At 65.3% G+C, this 21,484-nt stretch carries 25 protein-coding genes; 16 read left to right on the forward strand and 9 right to left on the reverse strand.

Annotation, left to right across the window (positions count from 1 at the left end; genetic code table 11):
* Positions 1-73: 73 nt before the first annotated feature.
* Positions 74-349 carry a DUF2164 domain-containing protein gene (locus tag AC1DYD_RS30830; RefSeq protein WP_478176547.1) on the reverse strand — a complete coding sequence of 92 codons (276 nt, stop codon included), beginning with the start codon at positions 347-349 and terminating at the stop codon, positions 74-76.
* Between the two features lie 132 nt (positions 350-481).
* Here AC1DYD_RS30830 and AC1DYD_RS30835 point away from each other — a divergent pair, with 132 nt between their 5' ends.
* The 9 genes from AC1DYD_RS30835 (at position 482) to AC1DYD_RS30875 (ending at position 7,156) form a co-directional block, all read left to right on the forward strand.
* A complete protein-coding gene (locus AC1DYD_RS30835; protein WP_478176548.1) occupies positions 482-754 on the forward strand; it encodes a PepSY domain-containing protein in 273 nt (90 codons plus the stop codon).
* A 2-nt stretch (positions 755-756) separates the two neighbouring features.
* Positions 757-1,284 (forward strand): cytochrome b/b6 domain-containing protein, encoded by a 528-nt coding sequence (locus tag AC1DYD_RS30840; protein WP_478176549.1) that lies wholly within the window; start codon positions 757-759, stop codon positions 1,282-1,284.
* A 216-nt stretch (positions 1,285-1,500) separates the two neighbouring features.
* Positions 1,501-2,106 carry an RNA polymerase sigma factor gene (locus AC1DYD_RS30845; protein WP_478176550.1) on the forward strand — a complete coding sequence of 202 codons (606 nt, stop codon included), beginning with the start codon at positions 1,501-1,503 and terminating at the stop codon, positions 2,104-2,106.
* On the forward strand, positions 2,103-2,786 hold the full coding sequence (locus tag AC1DYD_RS30850; protein ID WP_478176551.1) for an anti-sigma factor family protein: 684 nt from the start codon (positions 2,103-2,105) through the stop codon (positions 2,784-2,786). The genes AC1DYD_RS30845 and AC1DYD_RS30850 overlap by 4 nt, the downstream gene beginning before the upstream one ends.
* On the forward strand, positions 2,783-4,024 hold the full coding sequence (locus AC1DYD_RS30855) for a S8 family serine peptidase (protein WP_478176552.1): 1,242 nt from the start codon (positions 2,783-2,785) through the stop codon (positions 4,022-4,024). The genes AC1DYD_RS30850 and AC1DYD_RS30855 overlap by 4 nt, the downstream gene beginning before the upstream one ends.
* A 1-nt stretch (position 4,025) precedes the next feature.
* Complete coding sequence (locus AC1DYD_RS30860; RefSeq protein WP_478176553.1) at positions 4,026-4,721, forward strand: TorF family putative porin; 696 nt, start codon at positions 4,026-4,028, stop codon at positions 4,719-4,721.
* 68 nt (positions 4,722-4,789) lie between these two features.
* A complete protein-coding gene (locus tag AC1DYD_RS30865) occupies positions 4,790-5,971 on the forward strand; it encodes a TIGR03118 family protein (protein ID WP_478176554.1) in 1,182 nt (393 codons plus the stop codon).
* Between the two features lie 28 nt (positions 5,972-5,999).
* Positions 6,000-6,521, forward strand: a complete 522-nt coding sequence (locus AC1DYD_RS30870; RefSeq protein WP_478176555.1) for a tetratricopeptide repeat protein — start codon at positions 6,000-6,002, stop codon at positions 6,519-6,521.
* 56 nt (positions 6,522-6,577) lie between these two features.
* Positions 6,578-7,156: an SRPBCC family protein gene (locus tag AC1DYD_RS30875; protein WP_478176556.1), complete on the forward strand. Its 579-nt coding sequence runs from the start codon at positions 6,578-6,580 to the stop codon at positions 7,154-7,156.
* A 52-nt stretch (positions 7,157-7,208) separates the two neighbouring features.
* On the opposite strand, the gene AC1DYD_RS30880 is transcribed toward AC1DYD_RS30875, so the two are convergent.
* Complete coding sequence (locus AC1DYD_RS30880) at positions 7,209-7,499, reverse strand: YciI family protein (protein WP_478176557.1); 291 nt, start codon at positions 7,497-7,499, stop codon at positions 7,209-7,211.
* A gap of 66 nt (positions 7,500-7,565) precedes the next feature.
* Entirely contained in the window at positions 7,566-8,261 is a 696-nt protein-coding gene (locus tag AC1DYD_RS30885) for an aspartate/glutamate racemase family protein (protein WP_478176558.1), read from the reverse strand.
* Between the two features lie 383 nt (positions 8,262-8,644).
* On the opposite strand from AC1DYD_RS30885, the gene AC1DYD_RS30890 reads away from it, so the two are divergent.
* Together AC1DYD_RS30890 and AC1DYD_RS30895 are read left to right on the forward strand one after the other, a co-directional pair.
* On the forward strand, positions 8,645-9,253 hold the full coding sequence (locus tag AC1DYD_RS30890; RefSeq protein ID WP_478176559.1) for a hypothetical protein: 609 nt from the start codon (positions 8,645-8,647) through the stop codon (positions 9,251-9,253).
* A 38-nt stretch (positions 9,254-9,291) separates the two neighbouring features.
* Positions 9,292-9,543: a hypothetical protein gene (locus tag AC1DYD_RS30895; protein WP_478176560.1), complete on the forward strand. Its 252-nt coding sequence runs from the start codon at positions 9,292-9,294 to the stop codon at positions 9,541-9,543.
* A gap of 60 nt (positions 9,544-9,603) precedes the next feature.
* Here the strand turns inward: AC1DYD_RS30895 and AC1DYD_RS30900 are convergent, their stop codons facing one another.
* From AC1DYD_RS30900 to AC1DYD_RS30915, 4 genes are all read right to left on the reverse strand, one after another.
* Positions 9,604-10,431, reverse strand: coding sequence for a MetQ/NlpA family ABC transporter substrate-binding protein (locus tag AC1DYD_RS30900; RefSeq protein WP_478176561.1), 828 nt, complete (start codon positions 10,429-10,431; stop codon positions 9,604-9,606).
* 241 nt (positions 10,432-10,672) lie between these two features.
* Positions 10,673-11,335 carry a methionine ABC transporter permease gene (locus AC1DYD_RS30905; RefSeq protein WP_478176562.1) on the reverse strand — a complete coding sequence of 221 codons (663 nt, stop codon included), beginning with the start codon at positions 11,333-11,335 and terminating at the stop codon, positions 10,673-10,675.
* Positions 11,328-12,188 carry a methionine ABC transporter ATP-binding protein gene (locus AC1DYD_RS30910; protein ID WP_478176563.1) on the reverse strand — a complete coding sequence of 287 codons (861 nt, stop codon included), beginning with the start codon at positions 12,186-12,188 and terminating at the stop codon, positions 11,328-11,330. Before AC1DYD_RS30910 ends, AC1DYD_RS30905 begins: the two co-directional genes overlap by 8 nt.
* Positions 12,189-12,348: 160 nt before the next feature.
* Positions 12,349-13,674, reverse strand: a complete 1,326-nt coding sequence (locus tag AC1DYD_RS30915) for a hypothetical protein (RefSeq protein WP_478176564.1) — start codon at positions 13,672-13,674, stop codon at positions 12,349-12,351.
* Positions 13,675-14,342: 668 nt separating this feature from the next.
* Between AC1DYD_RS30915 and AC1DYD_RS30920 the strand changes: the two genes are divergently transcribed.
* Positions 14,343-15,539, forward strand: a complete 1,197-nt coding sequence (locus AC1DYD_RS30920; protein WP_478176565.1) for a ParA family protein — start codon at positions 14,343-14,345, stop codon at positions 15,537-15,539.
* A gap of 46 nt (positions 15,540-15,585) precedes the next feature.
* Positions 15,586-16,596, forward strand: a complete 1,011-nt coding sequence (locus tag AC1DYD_RS30925) for a ParB/RepB/Spo0J family partition protein (RefSeq protein WP_478176566.1) — start codon at positions 15,586-15,588, stop codon at positions 16,594-16,596.
* Between the two features lie 105 nt (positions 16,597-16,701).
* Here AC1DYD_RS30925 and AC1DYD_RS30930 read toward each other — a convergent pair whose 3' ends face one another.
* The gene (locus tag AC1DYD_RS30930; protein ID WP_478176567.1) at positions 16,702-17,499 is read right to left on the reverse strand and encodes a hypothetical protein; all 798 of its coding nucleotides are present in this window, start codon (positions 17,497-17,499) and stop codon (positions 16,702-16,704) included.
* A 902-nt stretch (positions 17,500-18,401) separates the two neighbouring features.
* On the opposite strand from AC1DYD_RS30930, the gene AC1DYD_RS30935 reads away from it, so the two are divergent.
* Both AC1DYD_RS30935 and AC1DYD_RS30940 read left to right on the forward strand, forming a co-directional pair.
* Positions 18,402-18,725 (forward strand): hypothetical protein, encoded by a 324-nt coding sequence (locus AC1DYD_RS30935; RefSeq protein ID WP_478176568.1) that lies wholly within the window; start codon positions 18,402-18,404, stop codon positions 18,723-18,725.
* A gap of 816 nt (positions 18,726-19,541) precedes the next feature.
* Positions 19,542-19,748, forward strand: coding sequence for a hypothetical protein (locus AC1DYD_RS30940; protein WP_478176569.1), 207 nt, complete (start codon positions 19,542-19,544; stop codon positions 19,746-19,748).
* Positions 19,749-19,817: 69 nt separating this feature from the next.
* Here AC1DYD_RS30940 and AC1DYD_RS30945 read toward each other — a convergent pair whose 3' ends face one another.
* A complete protein-coding gene (locus tag AC1DYD_RS30945) occupies positions 19,818-20,012 on the reverse strand; it encodes a hypothetical protein (RefSeq protein WP_286521153.1) in 195 nt (64 codons plus the stop codon).
* A gap of 471 nt (positions 20,013-20,483) precedes the next feature.
* On the opposite strand from AC1DYD_RS30945, the gene AC1DYD_RS30950 reads away from it, so the two are divergent.
* The gene (locus AC1DYD_RS30950) at positions 20,484-21,239 is read left to right on the forward strand and encodes a hypothetical protein (protein ID WP_478176570.1); all 756 of its coding nucleotides are present in this window, start codon (positions 20,484-20,486) and stop codon (positions 21,237-21,239) included.
* The last annotated feature ends 245 nt before the right edge of the window (positions 21,240-21,484 follow it).

The raw sequence follows: 21,484 nt of genomic DNA on the forward strand, positions 1-21,484 counted from the left end.
GCTGCCTTCAGGCGGCCAGTGTGTCCCGCCCGAATCGCAATGGCAAGAACCTCTCCCGGGCTCCCGCCCGCCTTCACTTCCGTTCCCGCCCCTTGCGATCGTACTTGCGCCAGTACTGAAACTCCTCCTCGTGGACCTCGATGTCCAGCTCCGAGACCCTGGCCTGGAGTCGCTCCTGCACTTCAGACACGGCCCGGTTGTAGATCACTGGCCCGACTTCTTCCAGGAAGAAGCCAAGGAGAGCGCCCGCGGCGATGTTGCCGATGGGTTCGTCCATGTTTTCTCGGAAGTACCTCTCGATGGAGGCGATGGCCTCCTTCCGGGCTTCCTTGCTCAGTTCGATGGTCATGGCGGCGTCCTCGTCCAGATTTGCGCTCAGAGTGTCCGGGCCGATTCTGCCCTGCTCTGGCGAGCGCCCTGCCCCCTGTGTGGCCCGGGCCAGTGCTAGCATTTGTCCTCCGGTTGAACAGGAGCAAGACAATTGAAGCCACTCGTTTTCGTCGTTCTCGGCCTCTGCGCCCTCGCATCCACGCCCGCCTTCGCCAAGGCAAACTGCAAGCTCTATCCGAAAGCCGATTGGATGAAGGAATCGGACGCCAAAGCCAGGATCGCGGCGCAGGGCTACACCATCACCAAGTTCAAGGTCGATGGGAACTGCTATGAGATCTATGGCAAGAACGCTGCAGGCAAGAAGGTCGAGATCTACTACGACGCGAAAACGCTGGAGCCCGTCAAGAGCGAGATCGAAAAGTAGCCATGCCGACCTCCGGTGAGAGGCGTTCCGCAGAAGGCGTGCTGGTCTGGGACGCCGCGGTGCGCCTTCAGCACTGGGTGCTGGCAGGGACCGTGATCTATTGCTCCCTCCAAGACGATGGCGGACCCGCGCATCGCGCGGTTGGCTACGCAGCCCTTGGCGCAGTCGCGACGCGTTTGCTATGGGGATGGCTTTCAAGGGGGCACGCCAGCCTTGCTGCGATGCGGCCCTCCATCGCTTCGACCGTGGTCTTTGTCCGCTCTCGCGCGCCACGCTGCAGGGGCCACGATCCTCTGGGACTGTGGATGGTGTGGCTGCTCTGGTCGCTCGTGGCTCTCTTGGGACTCACCGGATGGATGAGCCATCTGGACGCCTTCTGGGGCGACGAGCGCGTGCAAGCGATCCATGCATGGCTTGCCAATGCCCTGATGGTCGCTGCCATTGTTCACGTGCTTGCAGTGGGCGTGATGAGCTGGCGGTGGCGGGAGAATCTACCGGCGACGATGGTGACCGGACGGAAGCGAAGGTGAGGCAAGGCGCTCCGGTTGGCGCCAGGCGGATGCCGCATCCGCCTTTGCCGACGGCCGCTGTGGGGTTATTGAACCGAACGCCCGTTTCCGGGAATGAACGGAGCTGTTCGGCAAGTGCCTTCCGGGTCCATCTTCAACCCGCCCGGAGGCAGGTCGCCGCAGCCCGCCTCCAACCTGGGAGTAAAGTCTCTGAGAGCCGCACATCAAGAGCCGCCTATGCCGCCCCATCCCCGCGACGCCGTCCGGCGACAGGCCGAGGGGCCGCCGTTGGCCGAAAGCGCCGAGGCACGCCTGGTGGGCCGGGCCGCGAACGGCGAGTTGCAGGCGTTCGAGCAGTTGTACCGCGCCTACCACCCGCGGCTCACGCGTTTCCTGGACCGCGTGACACGGCGGCCCGGACTCGTCGGAGAAGTGCTCAACGACACGATGCTGGTCGTCTGGAACCGGGCCGGAACCTACAACGGCCGCTGCAAGGTATCGACCTGGATTTTCGCCATCGCCTATCGAAAGGCCATCAAGGCGCTGAGCCGCCTGGACGAGCCCGTGCAAGCCGAGTGCAACGACGATCAACCCGCGCCGTCGGAGTCCGGTCCTGAATATCACGCGGCGCAGTCGCAAATCCGCGCGTTGCTGGCGCAAGCCCTGGACCAGCTCTCGCTCGAACAGCGTGCGGTCGTCCACCTGACCTACTTCCATGGCATGGGCTATCGCGAGATCGGCGACATCGTCGGCTGTCCGGTCGACACCGTGAAGACGCGCATGTTCCACGCACGGCGCAGGCTGAAGACCTTGCTAGCCGACCGGCTGGAGGATTGGCCGTGAGCGGGCGGGTGGTCCATCTCGGCACCGACATGCATCAGGAGGTGCAGGCGTTGCTGCCGTGGTACGTCGGCGCACGTCTCGATGCCGAGAATCGCGCCCGCGTCGAGGCCCACATTGCCGACTGCCCGCGCTGCCAGGCCGAGCTGGCCTGGGAACGACAGCTTCAGGCCGCCTGTTCGAACGGGGACATCGACGTCCCGGGCGACGTCGACCAGGGGTTCGCGTCCTTGCGCGAGCGGATCGCCGTCGGCGTCGGCGTCGGCGCGGCACCGCGGCAACGCGACGGCGTCGCGGCGCGGCTGAGGCAGCGCTGGCGCGAATGCGCACCCTGGACTCGCTGGGCCTTGCTGGCGCAGTGCGTTCTGATCGCGACCCTGGGCGGCTTGCTGCTCCTGCCGCTTCCTCCCGAACAGCCCTTCCGCGCGCTGGGCGGGCCGGCGGCACCGACTGCCACCGCCGACAGCGGCAACCTGATCGTGAGGTTCCGGCCCGAGGCGACCGAGCAGGAAATGCGGCGGGTGCTGCGCGACAGCAAGGCCCGGCTGGTCTACGGACCGACCACCACCGATGCCTATCTGCTGGCCGTGCCGGCCGGCCTCGAAACCGCGGCGGTGCAGCAACTGCGCAAGGAAAGCGCCGTGTTGCTGGTCGAATCGCTCAACGGTCGGGCGGCGCCATGAAGTGGCTTCTGGTCGCCTGGCTGTTCGCTCTCGCCGCGGTCCAGCCGCTGGCCCGCGCCGCGCCGCCCGATCCGAGCGCTGCATCGACCGCCGCCGGCCAGCAGGTGCTGCTGTTGCTGCGCCTGCCGCCGGAGCACTTTCGACCCGAAAGCGCCTATTCGGGCGGCTACGGCGACGGCCCCGCCCGCGGCGCACGGCGCCGCGTGGCTGCCGCGCTGGCCCGCGAACACGGATTGACGCTGGTCACGGACTGGGCGCTTCCGCTGCTGGCCGTCGACTGCTTCGTGCTGGCCGTGCCGGGCGACCAGCCGCCCGACCGCGTGGCGCAGGCGTTGTCGCGCGATCCGCGCGTCGAGTGGGCCCAGCCCATGAACGTCTATCGAACGCGAGGCCATGACGACCCGCTGTACCCGCTGCAGCCACCGGCGCAGGCCTGGCACCTCATGGATCTGCATGAGATCTCCACCGGCCGCGGCGTGCGGGTCGCCGTGATCGACAGCCGGGTCGACGAGCACCACCCGGACCTCGAGGGCCAGGTGGCGTTGAAGGAGAACTTTGTCGACGGCCGGGGCGAACTCCCCGAGGACCACGGTACCGCGGTCGCCGGCATCATCGCCGCGCGCGCCGACAACGGCGTCGGCATGGTGGGCGTGGCACCGAACGCGCGCCTGCTTGCGCTGCGCGCCTGCTGGCAGGAGAGCAGCCAGGCCACCTTGTGCACGAGCCTGAGCCTTGCCATGGCCCTGCACTTCGCCATCACGCACGACGCGGACATCATCAACCTGAGCCTCAGCGGCCCGCCCGATCGCCTGCTCGACCGACTGCTGGACGTCGCGCTCTCGCGCCGCATCAGCGTCATCGGCGCCGTCGATCGAAACCTGCCGGATGGCGGGTTCCCGGCCTCGCATGCCGGCGTCGTGGCCGTCGCCGACGACACCGGCGAGCCGGCCTTGCCGGCTGCCTTGGTCGCTCCGGGGCGCGATGTGCCGACCACCCTGCCCGGTGCCCGCTGGAACCTGGTGTCGGGCTCGTCCTATGCCGCAGCCCATGTGGCGGGGCTGTTCGCCCTGTTGCGCGAGCGGTTGCCGGCACATGCCGTGCCGCCCTCCATCGCCAGCGTCGTTTCTTTTCCCGGCGGAGGAATCGATGCTTGTGCCACACTGGCACGCGTCGCAGGCCCTGGCGCCTGCGTCCGCACCGTGACGCGCTCCACGACACCCCTCAACCTTCGTCAGTGACATGCCGAGCGCCGGTCTGCGTGCCGCGCTCTACCCCTTGCTGTGCCTTGTCAGCTGCGTCGCGTCCGCACAGACCGGCGGGAGCGTCGCGTTCTTTTCGAACTATCTCTATCGCGGCGTTTCCCTCAGTGACGAACGGCCCACGCTCGGCCTGAGCGTCACCCACGACGATCCGAGCGGCTGGTATGGCGGCGCATCGCTCACGGGCGTGGCGCTGGGCCCCTACAACCGGCAACAGCTGCAAGTGCTCGGCTACGCGGGGTACGCGGGCCGGCTGTCCGATCGCCTCGGCTGGGAAGCGGGTGCGACCGCCGTTCACTTCAGCGTCGACTCGCGCTACGACTTCTACGAGGGGTTCGCTGGCCTGAGTGGCGAACGATGGAACCTGCGGCTGCATTACTCGCCCGACTATTTCGGCAGCGGCGCGCGCACGGCCTATGGCGATTTCAACGCCGGGCTGCCGCTCTCGCCGATGACACGCGCGACGGCCCACGTGGGCGCCCTGGTGCGAGTCGGCGGCGTTGCCGCCGAAGGCGCGCGCCTGACCCTGGACGGGAGCCTGGGGCTGGCCGTCGCGCGCGACGCGTGGGAGGTGCGGCTCGACTGGGTCGCCGGCGGTCGCAGCGGCATCTACCCGGCCGCCTATGGACGCGGGTCGAGTAGCGCGCTGGTGCTGAGCGCCTCGCTGGCCTTCTGAATCGCCGGCGAATGAACCTTTTGGCTTCGGTGCGGAATACACCGACCCCGGACCGAAAGGAGATGCAAATGAGCGCCTATCGCCTGAAGTTGTACGGGCTCGCCTGCGCAGGCGCGCTTGGGTTGGCCGCCTGCGGCGGCGGTGGAGGCTACAACGGCATGGCCGCGACGAGCGTCGGCGCCGCCACCGGCACCGGCGTCGGCTACGTCCCCGGCATGGCTGTGACGCCCAGCGCGGTCGCAGGCATGACCTTTGCCGCTACCAGCCTGGTGTCCGATCTCCCCGCGAGCGGCAATCCGTATGGCAGCTCCAACACGGACCCGCATCTGCTCAAGGGCTGGGGCGTGGCCTTCAACCCGAGGGGGTTTGTCTGGGTGGCGAACAACGGTACCTCGAGCTCGACGCTCTACGACGGCAACGGCGTGCCGCAATCGCTGGTGGTGGCGCTTCCGCCCGGCACTGCCGGCAGCGCCATGCCGAGCGGCATCGTCTTCAATGGCCATCAGGACTTCATGGTCACGGCAAACGGCATGTCCGGTGCCAGCGCCTTCATCTTCGCCGGCCAGGCAGGCACGTTGTCGGGCTGGTCGCCCGACGTCGACATGACCCATGCGGTCACGGTCTTCGACGACGCAGCCGCGGGTACGGTCTACACGGGCCTGGCGCTCGCCAGCCAAGGCACATCGGATTTTCTGTACGCAGCAGATTTTCACCATGCGAAGGTCGACGTGTTCGACTCGAACTTCACCAAGATCGGCGTCGCGGGCGGCTTCGTCGATTCGGCCATGCCATCCGGCTACGCGCCGTTCGGGCTCCAGGCGATCGGCGGACTGATCTATGTCAGCTACGCCAGGCAGGACGCGCTGGCGCGCAACGAGGCTGCGGGCGCCGGCCAGGGCGCCGTCGATGCCTTCGACACCACGGGACACCTCGTCAAGCGGCTCGTTCCGGTCGGCGGTGCGCTCAACGCGCCATGGGGAATGGCGATGGCGCCCGCCAACTTCGGCGCCTTCAGCAACGCCTTGCTCGTCGCCAATACCGGGGACGGGGTTGTCCACGCGTTCGACTCGACGACCGGGGCACCGATGGGCACACTCTCCATGGCGGACGGGCACCCGATCGTGATCGACGGCTTGCGCGGTATCGCGTTCGGAAATGGCTTGAACAGCCAGCCTGAAAACACGCTTTTCTTTGCCGCGGGGCCCGGCGGAGGAATTCATGGCGTCTACGGGCGCATCGACAACCGCTGAGGCCCTGTCCGTGAAGGAGAAACCGACCATGAAACGCGCAATTGTTGTGTTCATTTCCGGCATGTCGCTGGCCTTCAGTCTGTCCGCGCTGGCGGCTGGTGGTGGTGGTGGTGGTGGTGGTGGCGGTGGGGGCGGCGGGGGCGGGGGCGGTGGCGGGGAGATGGCCACCAATCCGGATCGCGACTTCAGGGCGGGCATGGCGGCGGTCCGCAAGGAGGACTGGCAGCAAGTCCTGGCGCACATGACCGTCTACGTCCTGCGCAGCCCCGGCGACGCCGACGCCTGGAACGAACTCGGCCACGCGCACCGCAAGCTGGGCAACCTGGATGCCGCACTGAGCGACTATGAGAAGGCGCTGACGATCAATCCGAGGCACTTGGGCGCGCACGAGTATCTCGGCGAGGCCTATCTGCAGATGGGCGATCTCGCGCGGGCCGAGAAGGAACTGAAGGTGCTTGATTCGCTTTGCTTCTTTCCGTGCGAACAGTACACCGACCTGAAATCGGAGATCTCGAAGTACCGGGCCCAACACGCGAAGACGGGGCCGTAGCGGCTTCACCGCCTGGGCCAGGCTGCCATGGCGTTCACCCCGAGAAACGCAACGCCGTGGCGCACGCACTGACTCCGCGCGCGGTGGCCCAGGTGCTGGCCGGCGTGCTGTGCATCCAGGCCGCCGCGGGCGCGCAGCAGGTCGAGATCAAGACCGACGGCCAGGGCGAGTCCATCACCGTGACGGCGTCCGCCGAGATGCGGGTGGACCCGCGCACGGCCTGGAAGGTCATCACCGACTACGACCACCTCGCCGAATTCATTCCCTACATGCGCAGTTCCCGCGTGGTGCAGCGCGATGCCGACCGGTTCCTGATCGAGCAGACGGGAGAGTTCAGCTTCCTGGTCTTCAGGCAGCCGGTGCAGGCGAAGCTGGCGGTTGTCGAGTCCCCGCAGCGGCGGGTGATGGCGCGCGCTGTCGGCGGAAACCTCAGGGAGATGGAGGGCCGTTACACGCTCGAGAGCCTGCCCGCGGGCACCGTGCGCCTGAGCTACTCAGGTCGCCTGGTGCCTGACTTCGCGATCCCGCCGRTTATCGGCAAGCTGGTGGTGCGCAATGTGCTCGCCACACAGTTCAGCGCGATGGTCAAGGAGATCGTGCGTCGCGATGCGCAGAAGGAGCAACCCGTCGAGTGAGTCGTCGTCGACGATGACGACGCAGAGAGATCGCCGCAGGCACTGCCTGCCGCTAGATTTCCTTCAGCACTTCGGCACCCGGCGCGGTCATGCTGGGCGTGAATTCGACAACGTCGAAGCGGGCGCATCCGCTCTTTGCAAACGGGTCCTCCTCGAGGATGGCCTCGAGTTCCCGGCGATTGCCGGAGCGCGCGAGTATCACGCCGCCCTTGCGAGGCACCTGCCGTCCTGATGCAATGAAGAGGCCGCTCTCGTAGTGCTTCTTCAGCCAGGCGACGTGCTCGGACATGAGCACGTCGAGGTCCTCGAGCGGACGGATGTACGTGAGCGTGACGATGATCATGATGGACTTCGTTCCTTGATGGGAGATGGCTGCGCCGGAACGGCGCGCCGCCTTTGTAAACCAGACCTAATCTGCCAGGGAGAAGTCGACCGCGGCTGCCGCATGCAGCGCCGTGCTGTCCAGCAGCGTCAATGCGCTGTCGGCGTTCTTGACCAACAGCGAAATCTCGGTGCACCCCAGCACGATGGCCTCGGCGCCGCGGCCCTGCAGCGAGGCGATCACGCGACGGTAGGCTTCGCGCGAGGCGTCGTCGACGATGCCGACGCACAGCTCGTCATAGATGATGCGGTGCACCTCGGCGCGCTCGCCGGGCTCGGGCACCAGCACCTCCAGGCCGTGCCGCTGCGCGAGCCGGTCCTTCATGAAGCCTTGCTCCATCGTGAAGGCGGTGCCGAGCAGGCCCACGCGGCGTACGCCGATGCGGGCGGCGGCGGCGCCAACCGGATCGGCGATATGGATGAAAGGCAGCGGCGTCGCGGCCTGGATGCGATCGGCCAGCTTGTGCATGGTGTTGGTGCACAGCACGATGCACTCCGCCCCGCCGGCGTGGAGCCGGCGCGCGGCATCCTCGAGGATGGCGCCGGCGTCGTCCCAGCGGCCCTCGTGCTGGGCGCGCTCGATCGGGCCGAAGTCGACGCTGTGCATCAGCAGCTGCGCCGAACGCAGCGGCCCGAGGCGATCGCGCACCTGCTGGTTGATGAGGCGGTAGTACTCGCTGCTGGATTCCCAGCTCATGCCGCCGATGAGGCCGATGGTGCGCATTGCAATGACGGGTTCGGATGTCGAAGCGGGGATGATGCCCTGCAACGCAGGAAATTTCCGCTGCATCACAGCGCCGTTGACTACAGATCTTTCGGCAATCCATCGCCTGAGAAGCGCCAACAATCAAACGACGCGTGCGGCCCCTCGCGAAGAGGGCACGCACATCACACATTTGGCCGACTCTCGACCGGTGGCAGCGCATCGCCCCGCAGAACACCAGGCCTTCTTGTCAACCATCGAATCGTGACCCGAATCATCAACATATCGCGTGATCTTCCTGCCGCGCATACGCCGCATTGCAGGGAAGGCGCCAGAAACCCAGAGAAGACCGATCGTCCGATGCGTCAAGAATTCCCTGGTCCGGAAACCCGCACGGAGGCTGAATGAACAAGGGTCTCTTCGGCCATGCGATCGCGTTCCTGTGCGGTCCCCGAACATGGTTCCTGGCGACGAGGATCGGGGCGCGCAAGGTCGCGGCGGAGCCGGCTCCACGCCTCGATCGGGCCGCCGTTCCACGGATTCCGGCTGCCGCCGGCGAGCCCGTCGAACTGCAGCAATTGCTGGGCCTGATGTCACGAACCCACGGGCCCATGCTGCAACGCCACGACATCGGCCTCGAGCTCGTCCTGCCAGACCAACCGATCTTCGTGCTCGCGGTGCCCGACGACCTCCAGCTCCTACTCGGACACATCTTCGACATGGCTGCCAGCCTGCTGCGAGGCGGTACCGCACTGCACGTGCTGGCCCGTGCCGACGGGCATCATGCCGTGATCAACTGGCGCGATGCCGGTGATGAAGGACCGCAGCTCGCGCACGCTTTCGAGGGCTTTGGCAGACCGATCGCCTCGCGGGCACTGACCTGCCAGACGATCGCCGCCAGGTACGGCGCACGGGTCTACCCCGCGCCCTCGCCGCTGGGAGATCGCAGCCTCACTCTGCGAATTCCGCTGCATCGGCAACGCAAGACACCCAGACCCGGAGTTTGCCCCTGATGACACAGCGGCCCTCGCCCGAACCGACAAGCAGTCCATTGCACCCGCAACTCGCGCGAGCCGATGCGAACGCGCGCCCTTCGGTGCAGCTCGCTTCCAGCACCCTGGACTGGTGCTTGCTCTGCACTGCCCTGGCGGGCCTGGTCAGTTCGATCTGGCTCGGCACCTGTCAATCGGAAGAGCGCGTGGCCGACGCCAGCCCCTCGACGCTGGCGCCTATCCTGCGATCGCCCCGCCCGCGGCAGAACATCGACTTCGACCTTAAACCGGGCATGACGGCGAGGCCGTGATTCAGACTCACCGCTCCATCGATCAATGACGGTTTCGATTGGAGCGCCGACAGGTGCGTTTTACTGCAGGAACGTCGGCTTCGCGTAGCCCGGGAACTTGCTGTCGACCACCGCGCGGAAGTCCTTCGAGCGGTAGGCCTCGACGATGTCCTTGGCCCACGGCGCGTCCTTGTCGGCGCGCTTCACCGCGACCACATTGAGGTAGTGGTCGGGCGTCTTCTCGAGCACCACGGCTTCGGTCAGCTTCAGGCCCGAGGACATCGCGAAATTGCCCGTGATGACCGCGTAGTCGGTGTCGCCCAGCGAACGCGGCAGCTGCGCGGCCTCGAGCGGGATGAACTTCAGCTTGCGCGGGTTCTCGGCGATGTCCTTCTCGGAGGCGCGCAGCGCATCGATGCCGGGCTTCAGCGTGATCAGCTTGTTCTGCTCCAGCAGCACCAGCGCACGGGCCAGGTTGCTCGGGTCGTTGGGCAAGGTGAAGCGGTCGCCGTCCTTGACCTCGGCCAGCGTCTTGCGCTTGCTCGCGTAGATGCCCAGCGGCGCGATCGGGCCCTGCACCAGTTCGACGATGTCGAGCTTCTGGTCGGCCGCGAACTTCTGCAGGTAGACCCGGTGCTGGAAGAAGTTGGCATCGAGCGAACCCTGCGCCAGCGCCAGGTTGGGCTGCACGTAGTCGTTGAACTCGACCAGCTTGACCTTGTAGCCCTTCTTTTCGAGCAGCGGCACGATGCCGGCCTTGAGCTGGTCGAAGTTGGAGCCGGCGGTGCCGCCGATCACCAGGTCCTTCTTGGCCGCGGCCTGGGCCTGGGCTTCGAGCGAGAGGCCGCCGAGCGACAGTGCGAGCACCGACAGAGCGAGGACGGAACGGCGGACGAGAGATGTTTTCATGGGAGACAGTCAACAGCAGTGAAGAAACGATTCGACGCGCACCGAGCTTCAGGGCGCAATGGGAGACACCGGCGCAGCCCGAAGCCAGGGATACCGCGGAACCGGCTTCGCCGGGCCGCTGGTATCGCCCCCTGGGTGGGCTGAGGTCCGCGGCTCCAAGCCTGCCTGCGCAGGCTTGGACGGACCCGAAGAGCCGCTGCCTCTGGCAGCGACTCGGGGCGCCGCAGGCGCTTCGGGGGTGTCATCTCTTGTCGAGGCGGCGCGCGGCGGTGTTGCCGACGAACTGGATGATCTGGACCAGCACCACCAGCAGCGTCACGGTGAGCACCATCACGTCGGTCTGGAAGCGGTAGTAGCCGTAGCGGATGGCCAGGTCGCCGATGCCGCCGCCGCCCACCACACCGGCGATCGCCGAGTACGACAGGAAGCTCACGGCCAGCACGGTGAAGGCCAGCACCAGGCCCGAACGGGCCTCGACGATCAGCACGCGCCAGATGATCTGCAGCTCGGAGGCGCCCATCGCATGGGCCGCCTCGATCACGCCGCGCGGCACCTCGCGCAAGCACTGGTCGACCAGCCGCGCCAGGTACGGGATGGCCGCCACCGACAGCGGCACCGCGGCCGCCAGGGGCCCGATCGACGTGCCCGCGATCACGCGCGTGAAGGGCACCAGCGCCACCAGAAGGATGATGAAGGGGAAGGAGCGCACGGTGTTCACGATCCAGTTGAGGATCAGGAAGGCCGGCTTGTTCTCCAGCGACTGGCCCGGACCGAGCAGGAACAGCAGCACGCCGAGCGGGCCGCCGATCAGGAGCGCGGCCGAGAGGCCGATGCCCAGCATCATGAAGGTCTGGGCGATGGCGATCCCGAGTTCGGGCAGGATGGCGACGATGTTCTCAGGCATGGGCCGGCTCCCTCTGCGTGGATGCCGCGGCCCGGGCTTCGAGCGCTTCGCGCGCATCTCGCTCGCGGCGCCGCACCAGGGCGTCGATCTCGCGGCCCAGCACAGTGGCGCGCTCGGTCGCTGGTGCATCGACCTCGAACTGCTCCACCAGGCGGCCCTGCTCGAGGATCGCGACCTGGCGGCACAGCACCTCGACCACCGACAGCTCGTGGGTGACGATGACGATCGTCACGCCGAGCTTCTCGTTGATGTCGCGCAGCGTCTCGAGCAGCGCGCGCGTGGTCTCGCTGTCGAGCGCCGAGGTGGGTTCGTCGCACAGCAGCACCTGGGGCCGAGGCGCCAGCGCACGGGCGATCGCCACGCGCTGCTTCTGGCCGCCCGAGAGTTGCGCCGGGTAGCTGTCGATCTTCTCGGCCAGGCCGACCAGGTCGAGGCATTCGCGGACCCGGGCCCGGATCTGCTCGCGCGAATGGCGGCCATGGATCTTGAGCGGAAAGGCGACGTTGTCGCCCACGGTCGCGTTCTGGATCAGGTTGAACTGCTGGAAGATCATGCCGATGTTCTGCCGCGTGTCGCGCAGTTCGCGGCGCGACAGCGTGGTCAGGTCGCGGCCGCCGACCCGCACCTTGCCGGCATCGGGACGCTCCAGCAGGTTGATCAGGCGCAGCAGGGTCGACTTGCCGGCGCCGCTCTTGCCGATCAGGCCGAACACGTCGCCTTCATGGATGTCCAGCGACAGCGAACGCACGGCGTCGAATACTTCGCCGCCGGGCAGAGTGAAGGATTTCTGCACCGATTCGAGTCGGATCAGGGGTGGCCGAGACGCAGGCACGGCCGGGGGAGAGGAAGTCATGAACAGAGCGGTCGCGCAGCACCTGGCGAAAAACAGGCGGGCCGGAACGGCGGCGCGGCAAAGCCTGCAATTCTCGCGGACCGTCGCTTCGGAGGGAACGAAGCATTCGAAAGGTGCTTATATGCGCAGGGCATAAGAGCCCTGCCTCGTCGGCAAGGCCCTATTGCACGGCGTCGAACAACTGGCGGTCGACCTTCCAGTCAGGTCCGTAGGTGGCGTCGGCATAGGCGTACACCACGGCCGAGCCCAGGAGCCCGTGCAGCACGTCGCCTTGCGCTGCGCGCCGGCTGATGACGGCGTTCAGCGCGCCCTTGCGCGCCAGGTCCTGCAGGGCCTGGTCGACCCAGCGCTTGAGCTGTGCCGGCTCGAGTGCCGCGACTTCCTTCTTCATCGCCTCGATCTGCTCGCGCAGCCAGTTCGCGCCTTCGGCATTGGCCACCTGCGAGGCCGACTCCGGCTCGGGCTTCGGCACCGCAGGCGCGGGGATGGCGGCGCGGGTGTCGGTCGCGCCTTCGCTCTGCGGCTCGTTGCGCAACAGCGAGCGAAGGTAGGAGAAGGCGTTCTCGATGGTGCGCAGCGACTTGTTGGCGGCCCGCCGCTCGAGCACCTCGATCTGGGTGCGCACCCGCTCGTCGCCGAACTCCTTCAGGAGGCCTTCCAGCTTGATTTCTCGAATGCCCAGCGTTTCGGCGCGCAGCACCAGCGTGGCATCGACCGGTTCGCCCACCTGCGGCCGGGGTGCCGACACCTGGCGCTTCTTGCGCACCGCGAACTGGACCTCGGTGATCACCCTGCCCTGCTTGTGCTCGATCAGGTCGATCTCTAGATCGGTTTCGGCGTTGATTTCGGCCACCGCGTCCTTGACGCGTTCGTTCTTGAACTTGCGCCATTCGCGCCGTTCGGGCCCGGGCCCGTTGCTCAAGGCATCGACCCACCAGGTGACCGGCTTGCGGCTGGTGACGCCGCTGGGGTTCTCGCGATAGCGCGCACAGATCTCGTAGAGGGCCACCGCCGTGTAGGAGCCGAGCTTTGCAAGGACGTCGAGATCGATCCTGGCCCAGCGCTGCGGATCCCTCAAGGCGGCCATGATGGTCGGCGGATAGGACCAGCTGACCCAGTTCTCGCCGCGCCTCAGTTCCAGCGCGACTTCGGACAGCATCGAGAAGCCGCGCCACTTGACGCCGTCGCCCGGGGCGGTCGACTCCCAGTCGACCTCCAGGCTGCGCATCTCGATCAGGTACTTCTTGGCCGCGGTACGCTCGCTGCCGCTGGAACCGGTGGTGCGCAGGATGGCCGCCAGCGGTGCCTCGAACATGAAGTCGGCCGCGGGCATGCCGGGCATGGCGACCAGGCGCGTCTGCGCGACCTGCAGCAGCGCGCTGTAGATCCGGCGGCCGGTCAGGGTGACCCGGGCCGAGCGCGGCATCATCACGATCATCTCGTGCGGCTTCCTGAGCTCCAGCACGTCGTCGACGGCGTGGCTCATGAGGGGCTTCTCGCCCGGATTTCCCGCGATTGGATGGCTCATTGCGAGTTCGATGATATGTCCAACGATGTTTGGACACAAGCCCGCGCCGCTATCGGTACAGGAAGCCGATCAAATCCTGGACATTTGGGAACGACAGGCACGCGGCGATCCCGATTAAAAGCTGGACGGTTGCCCGAAACGGGCCTTCGTCGGTGGCTGCCCGACGCGATTAAAAGCCGGACATTTGGCTTTTCACCCCCTTTCGCGGGCGTGTCCCGGGCCTCGAAAAGGCGCTTAAAACCCGGACACTTGCGTCAAGCTGGTGCAGATCGAGCGAATTCGGGGCTGTGGACAAGATGGAAGACGGCACCGATGTCGACGCGGACAGATGCCGATGGAAGGCTGGACACCTTCGCTCAAAAGCTGGACGCAAGCGATTAAAGCCTGGACACTTGCCCCTTTGGATCGCTTATAAGTTGTTGATTTAATTGAAGAAATTGTCTTTTTGGCGGAGCTTAATCTCTTGAATTCATTGAAGTTCTTCTCTTAATCTCCCGAGAAGGCTGGATAAGAAGACCCAAACCCTCCCAGGAGCCCTCCACTTCTGCCGATGCATCAAGGATTCTTCGTTTTTTCGTGTGTGCCCTGCATAATCGCACAACACCCCAACTTTCGAGGCAGATCCTGTGGACATCAAGCAAACCATTCGACGTCAAAACCTGGAGGACATCGAGCAACAAGCACACAAGATCGCCGGCATGATGGACCGCATCCGGGCCGCCATGCTGGCGCCGACGGCCGTCAAGTCTGCGCCGACCCTGAAGGCCGTGCAACTGGCGGACCTGTGCGGCGTCGACAAATCGAAGATCTCCTACCGCCTGACCCGTGGCGATCTCCCTGCGGGGGAGATTCATGGCAACAGCCGCGAGTGGACGATGGCGGAGGCCCAGAGCTGGGCACGTGAACTGCGCGCCGAGCACCTGAGGCCGGAGGGGGCCGCAGGTATCACGATCACCGTCGCCAATTTCAAGGGCGGCGTGGCCAAGACCACCTCGGCCGTGACCTTGGCGCAGGGCCTGTCGATGCGCGGCCACCGCGTGCTGCTGGTCGACCTCGACCCGCAGGGTTCGGCGACGACGCTGTTCGGCGTCCTGCCGGATGCGGAAGTCGAGACCGAGCACACGGCCATGTCCCTGTTCACCGGCGACCAGGAGAACCTGAAGTATGCGGTCCGCCCGACATACTGGCCCCGTATCGACCTGGTCTGCGCCGCTCCCCTGCTCTACGGCGCTGAATTCCATTTGCCGGCGCGCCAGGCCCGGGATCCGGGCTTCGAGTTCTGGCGCGTGCTGGACCGCGGACTGGACTTGCCGCGCGAGGAGTACGACGTCATCGTGATCGACACCCCGCCCTCCCTGAGCTACGTGACCATCAATGCGCTGATGGCGGCCGATGGCGTGATCATGCCGTTGCCGCCTTCGGCGCTGGACTTCGCGAGTTCGGCCCAGTTCTGGGATCTGTTCTCCGACCTGTGCAACCAGCTGGTCCGCAGCCGGGGCAAGGACAAGAGCTTCGAATTCATCGATGTGCTGCTGTCCCGGGTCGAGGCTTCGGACACGGCGAGTTCGGTGGTCCGGCAATGGGTGCTCGAGGGCTACGGCGACAAGGTGCTGCCGATCGAGATTCCGAAGACGGCAGTGGCGGCCACGGCGAGCGCCGAGTTCGGCACGGTCTACGACCTGCCGCGGGGCTCGGTGAACTCGAAGACTTTCTCAAGGGCCCGGGTGGCCTACGATCGGATGTGCGAACTGATCGAGCAGCAGATCGAGGCGGTCTGGGCGCGTCAGGTGGCGGAGCGGCAAGTTCTGGAAACGGCGGTTTGACATGGGACTGAAAGACAAAGCTTCCAAGATCGACTTCGCATCGATCATGCCGACGGCGCAGCCCAACCCGGAGCTCGCGAAACCGAAGACCGCGCCTGGCGCGATGATGGCCTTTGCCAATGACCAGCGCTCGGACCTGCTGCGTGAGAACGACGAACTGCGGGCGCGGGCCTCGCAGGTCGATGACCTGGAAGGGCGCCTGAGCGAGGTCAGCGCTGAGCTCCGGACCTGGGACGGCGCCTTGCCGGCCCGGTTGATCGATACCGCGGACATCGCCCGCAGCGAATTCGCGAACCGGCATGCGTCCGCTTTCGAAGGCAAGCTTTTCGAGGATTTCAAGCGCGAGATTCAGGAAGCCGGGCGCAACTCGCAGCCGATCAAGGTTCGCGCGATCGCGAATCCGGGAGATGGCCCGCGCTACGAATTGGTGTTCGGTCACCGGCGCTATGAGGCTTGCCGCCAGATCGGTTTACCGGTCTGGGCCGTGGTCGAGAACCTGGACGATCGGGCGCTGATCGAGGAGATGGATCGGGAAAACCGGGGCAGGGCGGATCCTTCGCCCTGGGAACAAGGCATGACTTACCTGCGCGCGCTCGAGAAGGGAATCTATCCGTCGAACCGGCAGATGGCGGCGGCGCTGGGCGTGGACATCAGCAACCTGGGCAAAGCACTGGCGTTGGCGCGTCTGCCGGCGACCGTGATCGCGGCGTTTCCGACCCCGCAATCGATTCAGCTTGCATGGGCGACCGATCTGGGCAAGGCGCTGGCGGAAGACGAAGCCGGATTGCTGGCACGGGCCCAGGCGCTGTCGGCGGAGAAGGGCGTGGTACCGGCGAAGAGCGCTCTCGCGCGTCTGGTGTCGCCGCCGTCGGTCGTTCCCGAGGCGGCGCCACTTCCGGCCCAGGGCAGCCATGCTCTCAAGGTCGGCGGGCAGAAGGTGGGCTCGTTGCGCTTCGACGCGATCGGGCGCCCGTCGTTCAGGCTGTCGATCAAGCTGTCGGCAGAGCAGCAGAAGACGCTGATCAAGACGATGCAGGGTTTCGTGGATTCGGTCTGAATCGCTACAAGAAGGACGAAGGGGGTAGTTTCAAACTACCCCTTTTTTTTTGGCCAGTCAGACGCAGAGGAGGGGGTAGTTTCAAACCACCCCCCCATGCCAGCGTCAGCCTCGGCCCGCTTCGATGCGCTCCAGCGCCGTCAGGATTTCGGTCAAGGTCGATTTCATCAGGCCCATGTCGCGGTCGCGTCGCGCCTCGGCCAACGGGTCGAAGCCTGGACCTGCCGCCTGCCCATTGCCTGCGAACGCGTCCTTGGCGCGCGCGACCACGTCGTCCAGCTTGGTGATGAGGTTGTTGCGCAGCGCCGAGAACTGCGCCAACTCGCGCCGCACTGCGCTCATTTCTCGGGTCAACACGGCCAGTTGTTCCTGGACTTCCTTGAGCACCGGCTCGGTCGCAGCCACCGGCACGGCAAGTGATGCGGGGGGGTGGGGTGGAGCGGGGATCGGTCCGAGGGCGGAGCGGAAGCGATCGGCAGTCCGGGCGACCGCCAGTTCAAGCACCGCGTTGGCGTCGGAATCAGCCAGAAAGGGCCAGAGTTCGTACACCCGCCCGATGGCAGCCGCGGTGCGCAGCCTCAGTCCTGGCCGCCCGCCCCGCCGTGGCCGCTGCAGCGCTTCGTGGGTGAGGGAGGAGGGGACTTCGCTGGTTTCGACGTCTTCCTTGCTTGCCAGGCAATCTCGAAATGCGCCGGCGGCGCTCCACTTCTTGAGAGATGAATCGGCGGGCGCCCGAACGCCGTGTATCAGCGTGAGAATTCGCCCGAGTTCCGCAAGCGTGCAAACGGAAGGCCATCCTTTGCCAGCAATGGACCCTGCGGTCTGCAGCATGTCGGCAGGCGCATCTGCGTCTTCGCTGCCCGAATGCGCAGAAGGAATCTCGACGATGGAGAAGGGCTGCATGGACTATTTGGTTACTAAATAACCTAATTATGGCTGACAACCGTGGTAGTTCGGAAAAATGTCGTGATTCCAGCTGAATTGCGTGAAACATTTTGCTGCCGGACACGAGGATGTAGAGTTAAGTCATTGCTGCCATTGAGGAAAAATCAATGCTTCAAAATGTCGTGAAACAATCGGTGGCAGCGGGCAGGGGGTTGGCGATTAATACCTGGACACTTGGTTGTCGTGTCGTGCGTCAGTACTACTTGTTGGGTGCGACACCATTCCCTGTCGATTTTCCACAACGTGAGATTGGTCGCCCACGGCTGCAGCGCATGCTTCGGTCGGTGCAACGTTGGGACCTTGGGCGCTGAGATGGCGCCGACTTTCCGCGGGCTCACTGCGTACCAAATTCTCCCCGCCCCCGGCCCCCGCGTACGTATCTCGGCGCCCGACGTTGACGCTACAGCTCGGCGGCCGGCTCTTTTGAAGTTGGCGATCACAAGGGATACATGAGAGCCGACAGACAAATCTCCGAAGCGCGAGGAGGTGACGCTAAGCGACCTGCTCGTAGGAGCGTTCAGTCGGGCCGCGGTGGTCACTGGCCGCTCAGGATCTGGGACGGGGCCCCAAAGGTTGACACCCCGGGCCTGCGGGGGCGCACCGCGCGCAGACCAAGAGACGATTGAACGGCACGTTGAACTCGTAGCGTCGGCGATCGTCTGGAGACATACCTGAGCAAGCCGTTGCGTCGGACAAGTCGTCCGTCTGCATTGCCCCAGGCCGCGGAGTGCCGCATATTGGTAGATGGATCTACCGAAGATCTACCAACGACCACGGCGGCGCGACATACCGACGACCAACCACGCGCCGGACATAGCCCGACATTGCGCAGGGCGGTTGCCCACATCACATTGAAGCGCGTGCGCACTGACCATGCGGCAGTCAACAATGGCGGCCTGCCGCTTCCGGCCACAACCGGACCTTCCGTGGCGCGCAGCGCCGCGGGCGAACAGGTCGGCGTACACATCGGCCGACTGGATCAGCGGGTGTTCCTGGATCAGGGACAGTTGCGTTGGATGCGCGTGACGGCTCAGGCAGCGCGCTTGTCGCGATCGGGCCGCGGCCAGAAAACCGGGATACCCTCGCGCGCGCAAAGGGCGCGTGCTTCCAGTTCGGACAACTCGCTGACCGTGATGCCGTCGGCCGGGCCGCACGTGGGCGGATCGGACAGCGGCACGGGCTGACTGACATCAGGCAGTTCGGGATCCACCCGCTCAGGATGACGGGCTTTGCGTCGTAGGAATGGGAGCATGGCGCTAGTTTGGGGCGGCCGACCGGCTATGGCAGCCTACGCTCGGCGAATTGGCGAAGAAGCTCCAAGGACACGGCGGCTCCTTTCCTGGGGCTGAGCGCTAGATTTTGCGCGTCGGCGCGGGCGATGCATGGCGTCACGAGCCGGCGACGAGGAGAAGGGTCAGCCCTGCGAATTGAAAAATCTGGCGAGCTCGTCTCTACCCGGCGGCGTTATCGCGAGCACTTGTGCAGCCTCCCCCGCACCGCTTCATGGGATCGGACGGAGCGGGTGTGAGCGCGACGATCAGGTCAGCCGCGCGCAATAGTTTGACTTGATCGATTTCCGCGGGGGCATATGACGTGACGGGCAGCCGGGATTCGGCGAGATGCTTAAGCATATCCATGGCCATTTAACGGTCCTCCACTGCGAAACAACTTGAACGAGATTCGAGCGCGTGGCGCAGCCTTCAAGAGGCCCTTTCAGGCGATCGATTGGGCGACGTTGCTCCGGGTGGACCCAAGGGCGAGTAGAACACGCTCTTGTGGGAGCGACGGAGCACGCGGCATGAGCCTCCGATAAAACTAGCATTGATAAGCGGTCTATCTATAGTTCCAGCGCAGCCGGAGATCCTTGCTGCGCCAAGCACGCGCTGAAAACCAGCAACTGCTCCTCGAAGGGGAGGTTCTCCGGAGGTTTCCGATGAAACTCGTTGTGAACTATCCCAAAGGCGCCCCGCAATTGCGCACGGCCGGACCTGGCTGCAGCTATGGCCGTCTTCGGCGCTGCCGACGTCGACCCCTTCAACGCTTGGCTCGCACGCGGCGCGTACGAAACGTGGGGCAACAGCGGCTTTGACGAACAGCACAGGCTGGCGCCTGATCAGCGGCGCGCGCTCATCGTGCTTGCCGAGGCCCAGATCGCCGCCCAACTTGCGATGGGGCTACCGAACGATGTCGTGCTCATGCCATCGTAGGAGTAGGGTTCCCCCTTTAGCGTGGTCTAGACGAGGGTGATGCTGACACCGCTAGACGATACCCGCGAATCACTTGTTGTACAGGCGTGGCACCCCAACGTTGATCACACCGAAGCTGGAAAGCAGCACGACCACGGCCAGTGCAAGGAACAGGATCGTAATGATCGTACCCACCGGCGCCGGGATCGGGATGAAGCTCACCAGATACCAAGCCACGCCGACGATCAGCATCCAGATGATGGCATTGACAATATTGCTGAACATGGTTGCCTTTCGCTGTTAAAAGCTGGGCAGAGCATTATCCGGCGTAGACACTTTTTCAGCGTGTCGCGGAGGTCTTTCGGCTTCTTGTGCCGCACGTGATCGATCGTCTGCTGCTGGGTGGAGTGCCCGCCCATCTTGCGCGCCTCGCCGATGCTCTGGCTGTCATTCTTGTCCGTCAGAGCCTTGGCGCGCAGGTCGTGGAAGTGCGCATTCTTGGTCCCTGCCCGATCGCGCGCGCGTCCAAGCCGTGCTCATGCCATCGTGGGTGTAGGGCTCCCCCTTGAACGTGGTGAAGGTCAGCCGCCACCCGTGGAAGGCCCGGTTCGAGGCGAAGTACGGGACGGAGTTTGAGCTGCTCTCGCGTCTGCGGAGCGAGTTGACCACGTACTGAACAAGTCGCTGGTAAGTAACCTGACCTATACTGAAAAACGCGCGGTCCACTCGACAATTTGAAAAATTCGAGGCTCCAACATGACATCCACCGACCTCCCTTTCGAGGAGCAGTTGTTGGTGTTCAGAGCGCACCTGGCGCAGCGTGGTCTTTCGTCAGCGCTCGAACTGCTGAATGGTCGAACCCAGTTTCGGTACACGGCCATGCACGGGTTCGTCAACCGCGCCATGCGTCCGCTTTGTGTGTTCGATCGCTTCAGGGAGGACCGGGCGTATTTGCGAAGCGCTTTCCTCCTGGAGACCCTGTGCTGCCTGACGGTTGCGAACGGCGAATTTGTCAGTGCGGATTGCAGCACGGACCGCCGCCTGCCTTCACTCGGCGGGCCGATCGCGTCGTACTGCGGTGTGGCCGTGGGCCCGCTGGCAGGGCCGGTCGCCGGGATTTTGTGCCACTTCGACGTCGAACGCCGCGAGGTCAAGCCGTGTGAACTTGCGTTCCTGCGGGCTGTGGCGCCGCTGCTGCTCGAATACGTGGATTTCGAGGGAGTGGGGGGGAAGCGACTTGGAGGTCTTGTGATGACTAACTCTGCAGCTCATCGTTTCGAGTACGACGGCTGGAATGTGGTGGTGGAGTTGGACGGTTCGATGCTCGATGGAATCATCTCTGGGCACGCAGATCTTCATTGGAAGGACGGCCACAAATGCCGGATCGCCCTGAGTGGGAAGCACGAGGACGGCGCCAGCGCGATCGCTTCCCTGTCCGACCGATCGCGCGCTTTTATTGACGACTGGCACGCGAAACGCCTCAATGGCGATTCGGACTTTGTCGACATCTAGTGTAGTGCGCTCGAAATAGTGGAACTTATTCGATGCGGCACACTCCGACCTTGACGGAGGTCGCAGCCATGCGCATTGCCCCAAGGATCGAACTGGATGCTGTTGTCGAACGAGAGTTGACGGCCTTGGCGCGGCGTGGCCGTGTCGAGGCTCGTGTGCAGCAAAGGGCCAAGATCGTATTGCTGGCCGCTCAGGGCTGGCAGAACAAGGACATCGCCTGCGAGGTCGATCTGGATCGGCGCCAG

The sequence above is a fragment of the Variovorax sp. P4_B11 genome (assembly GCF_056402355.1).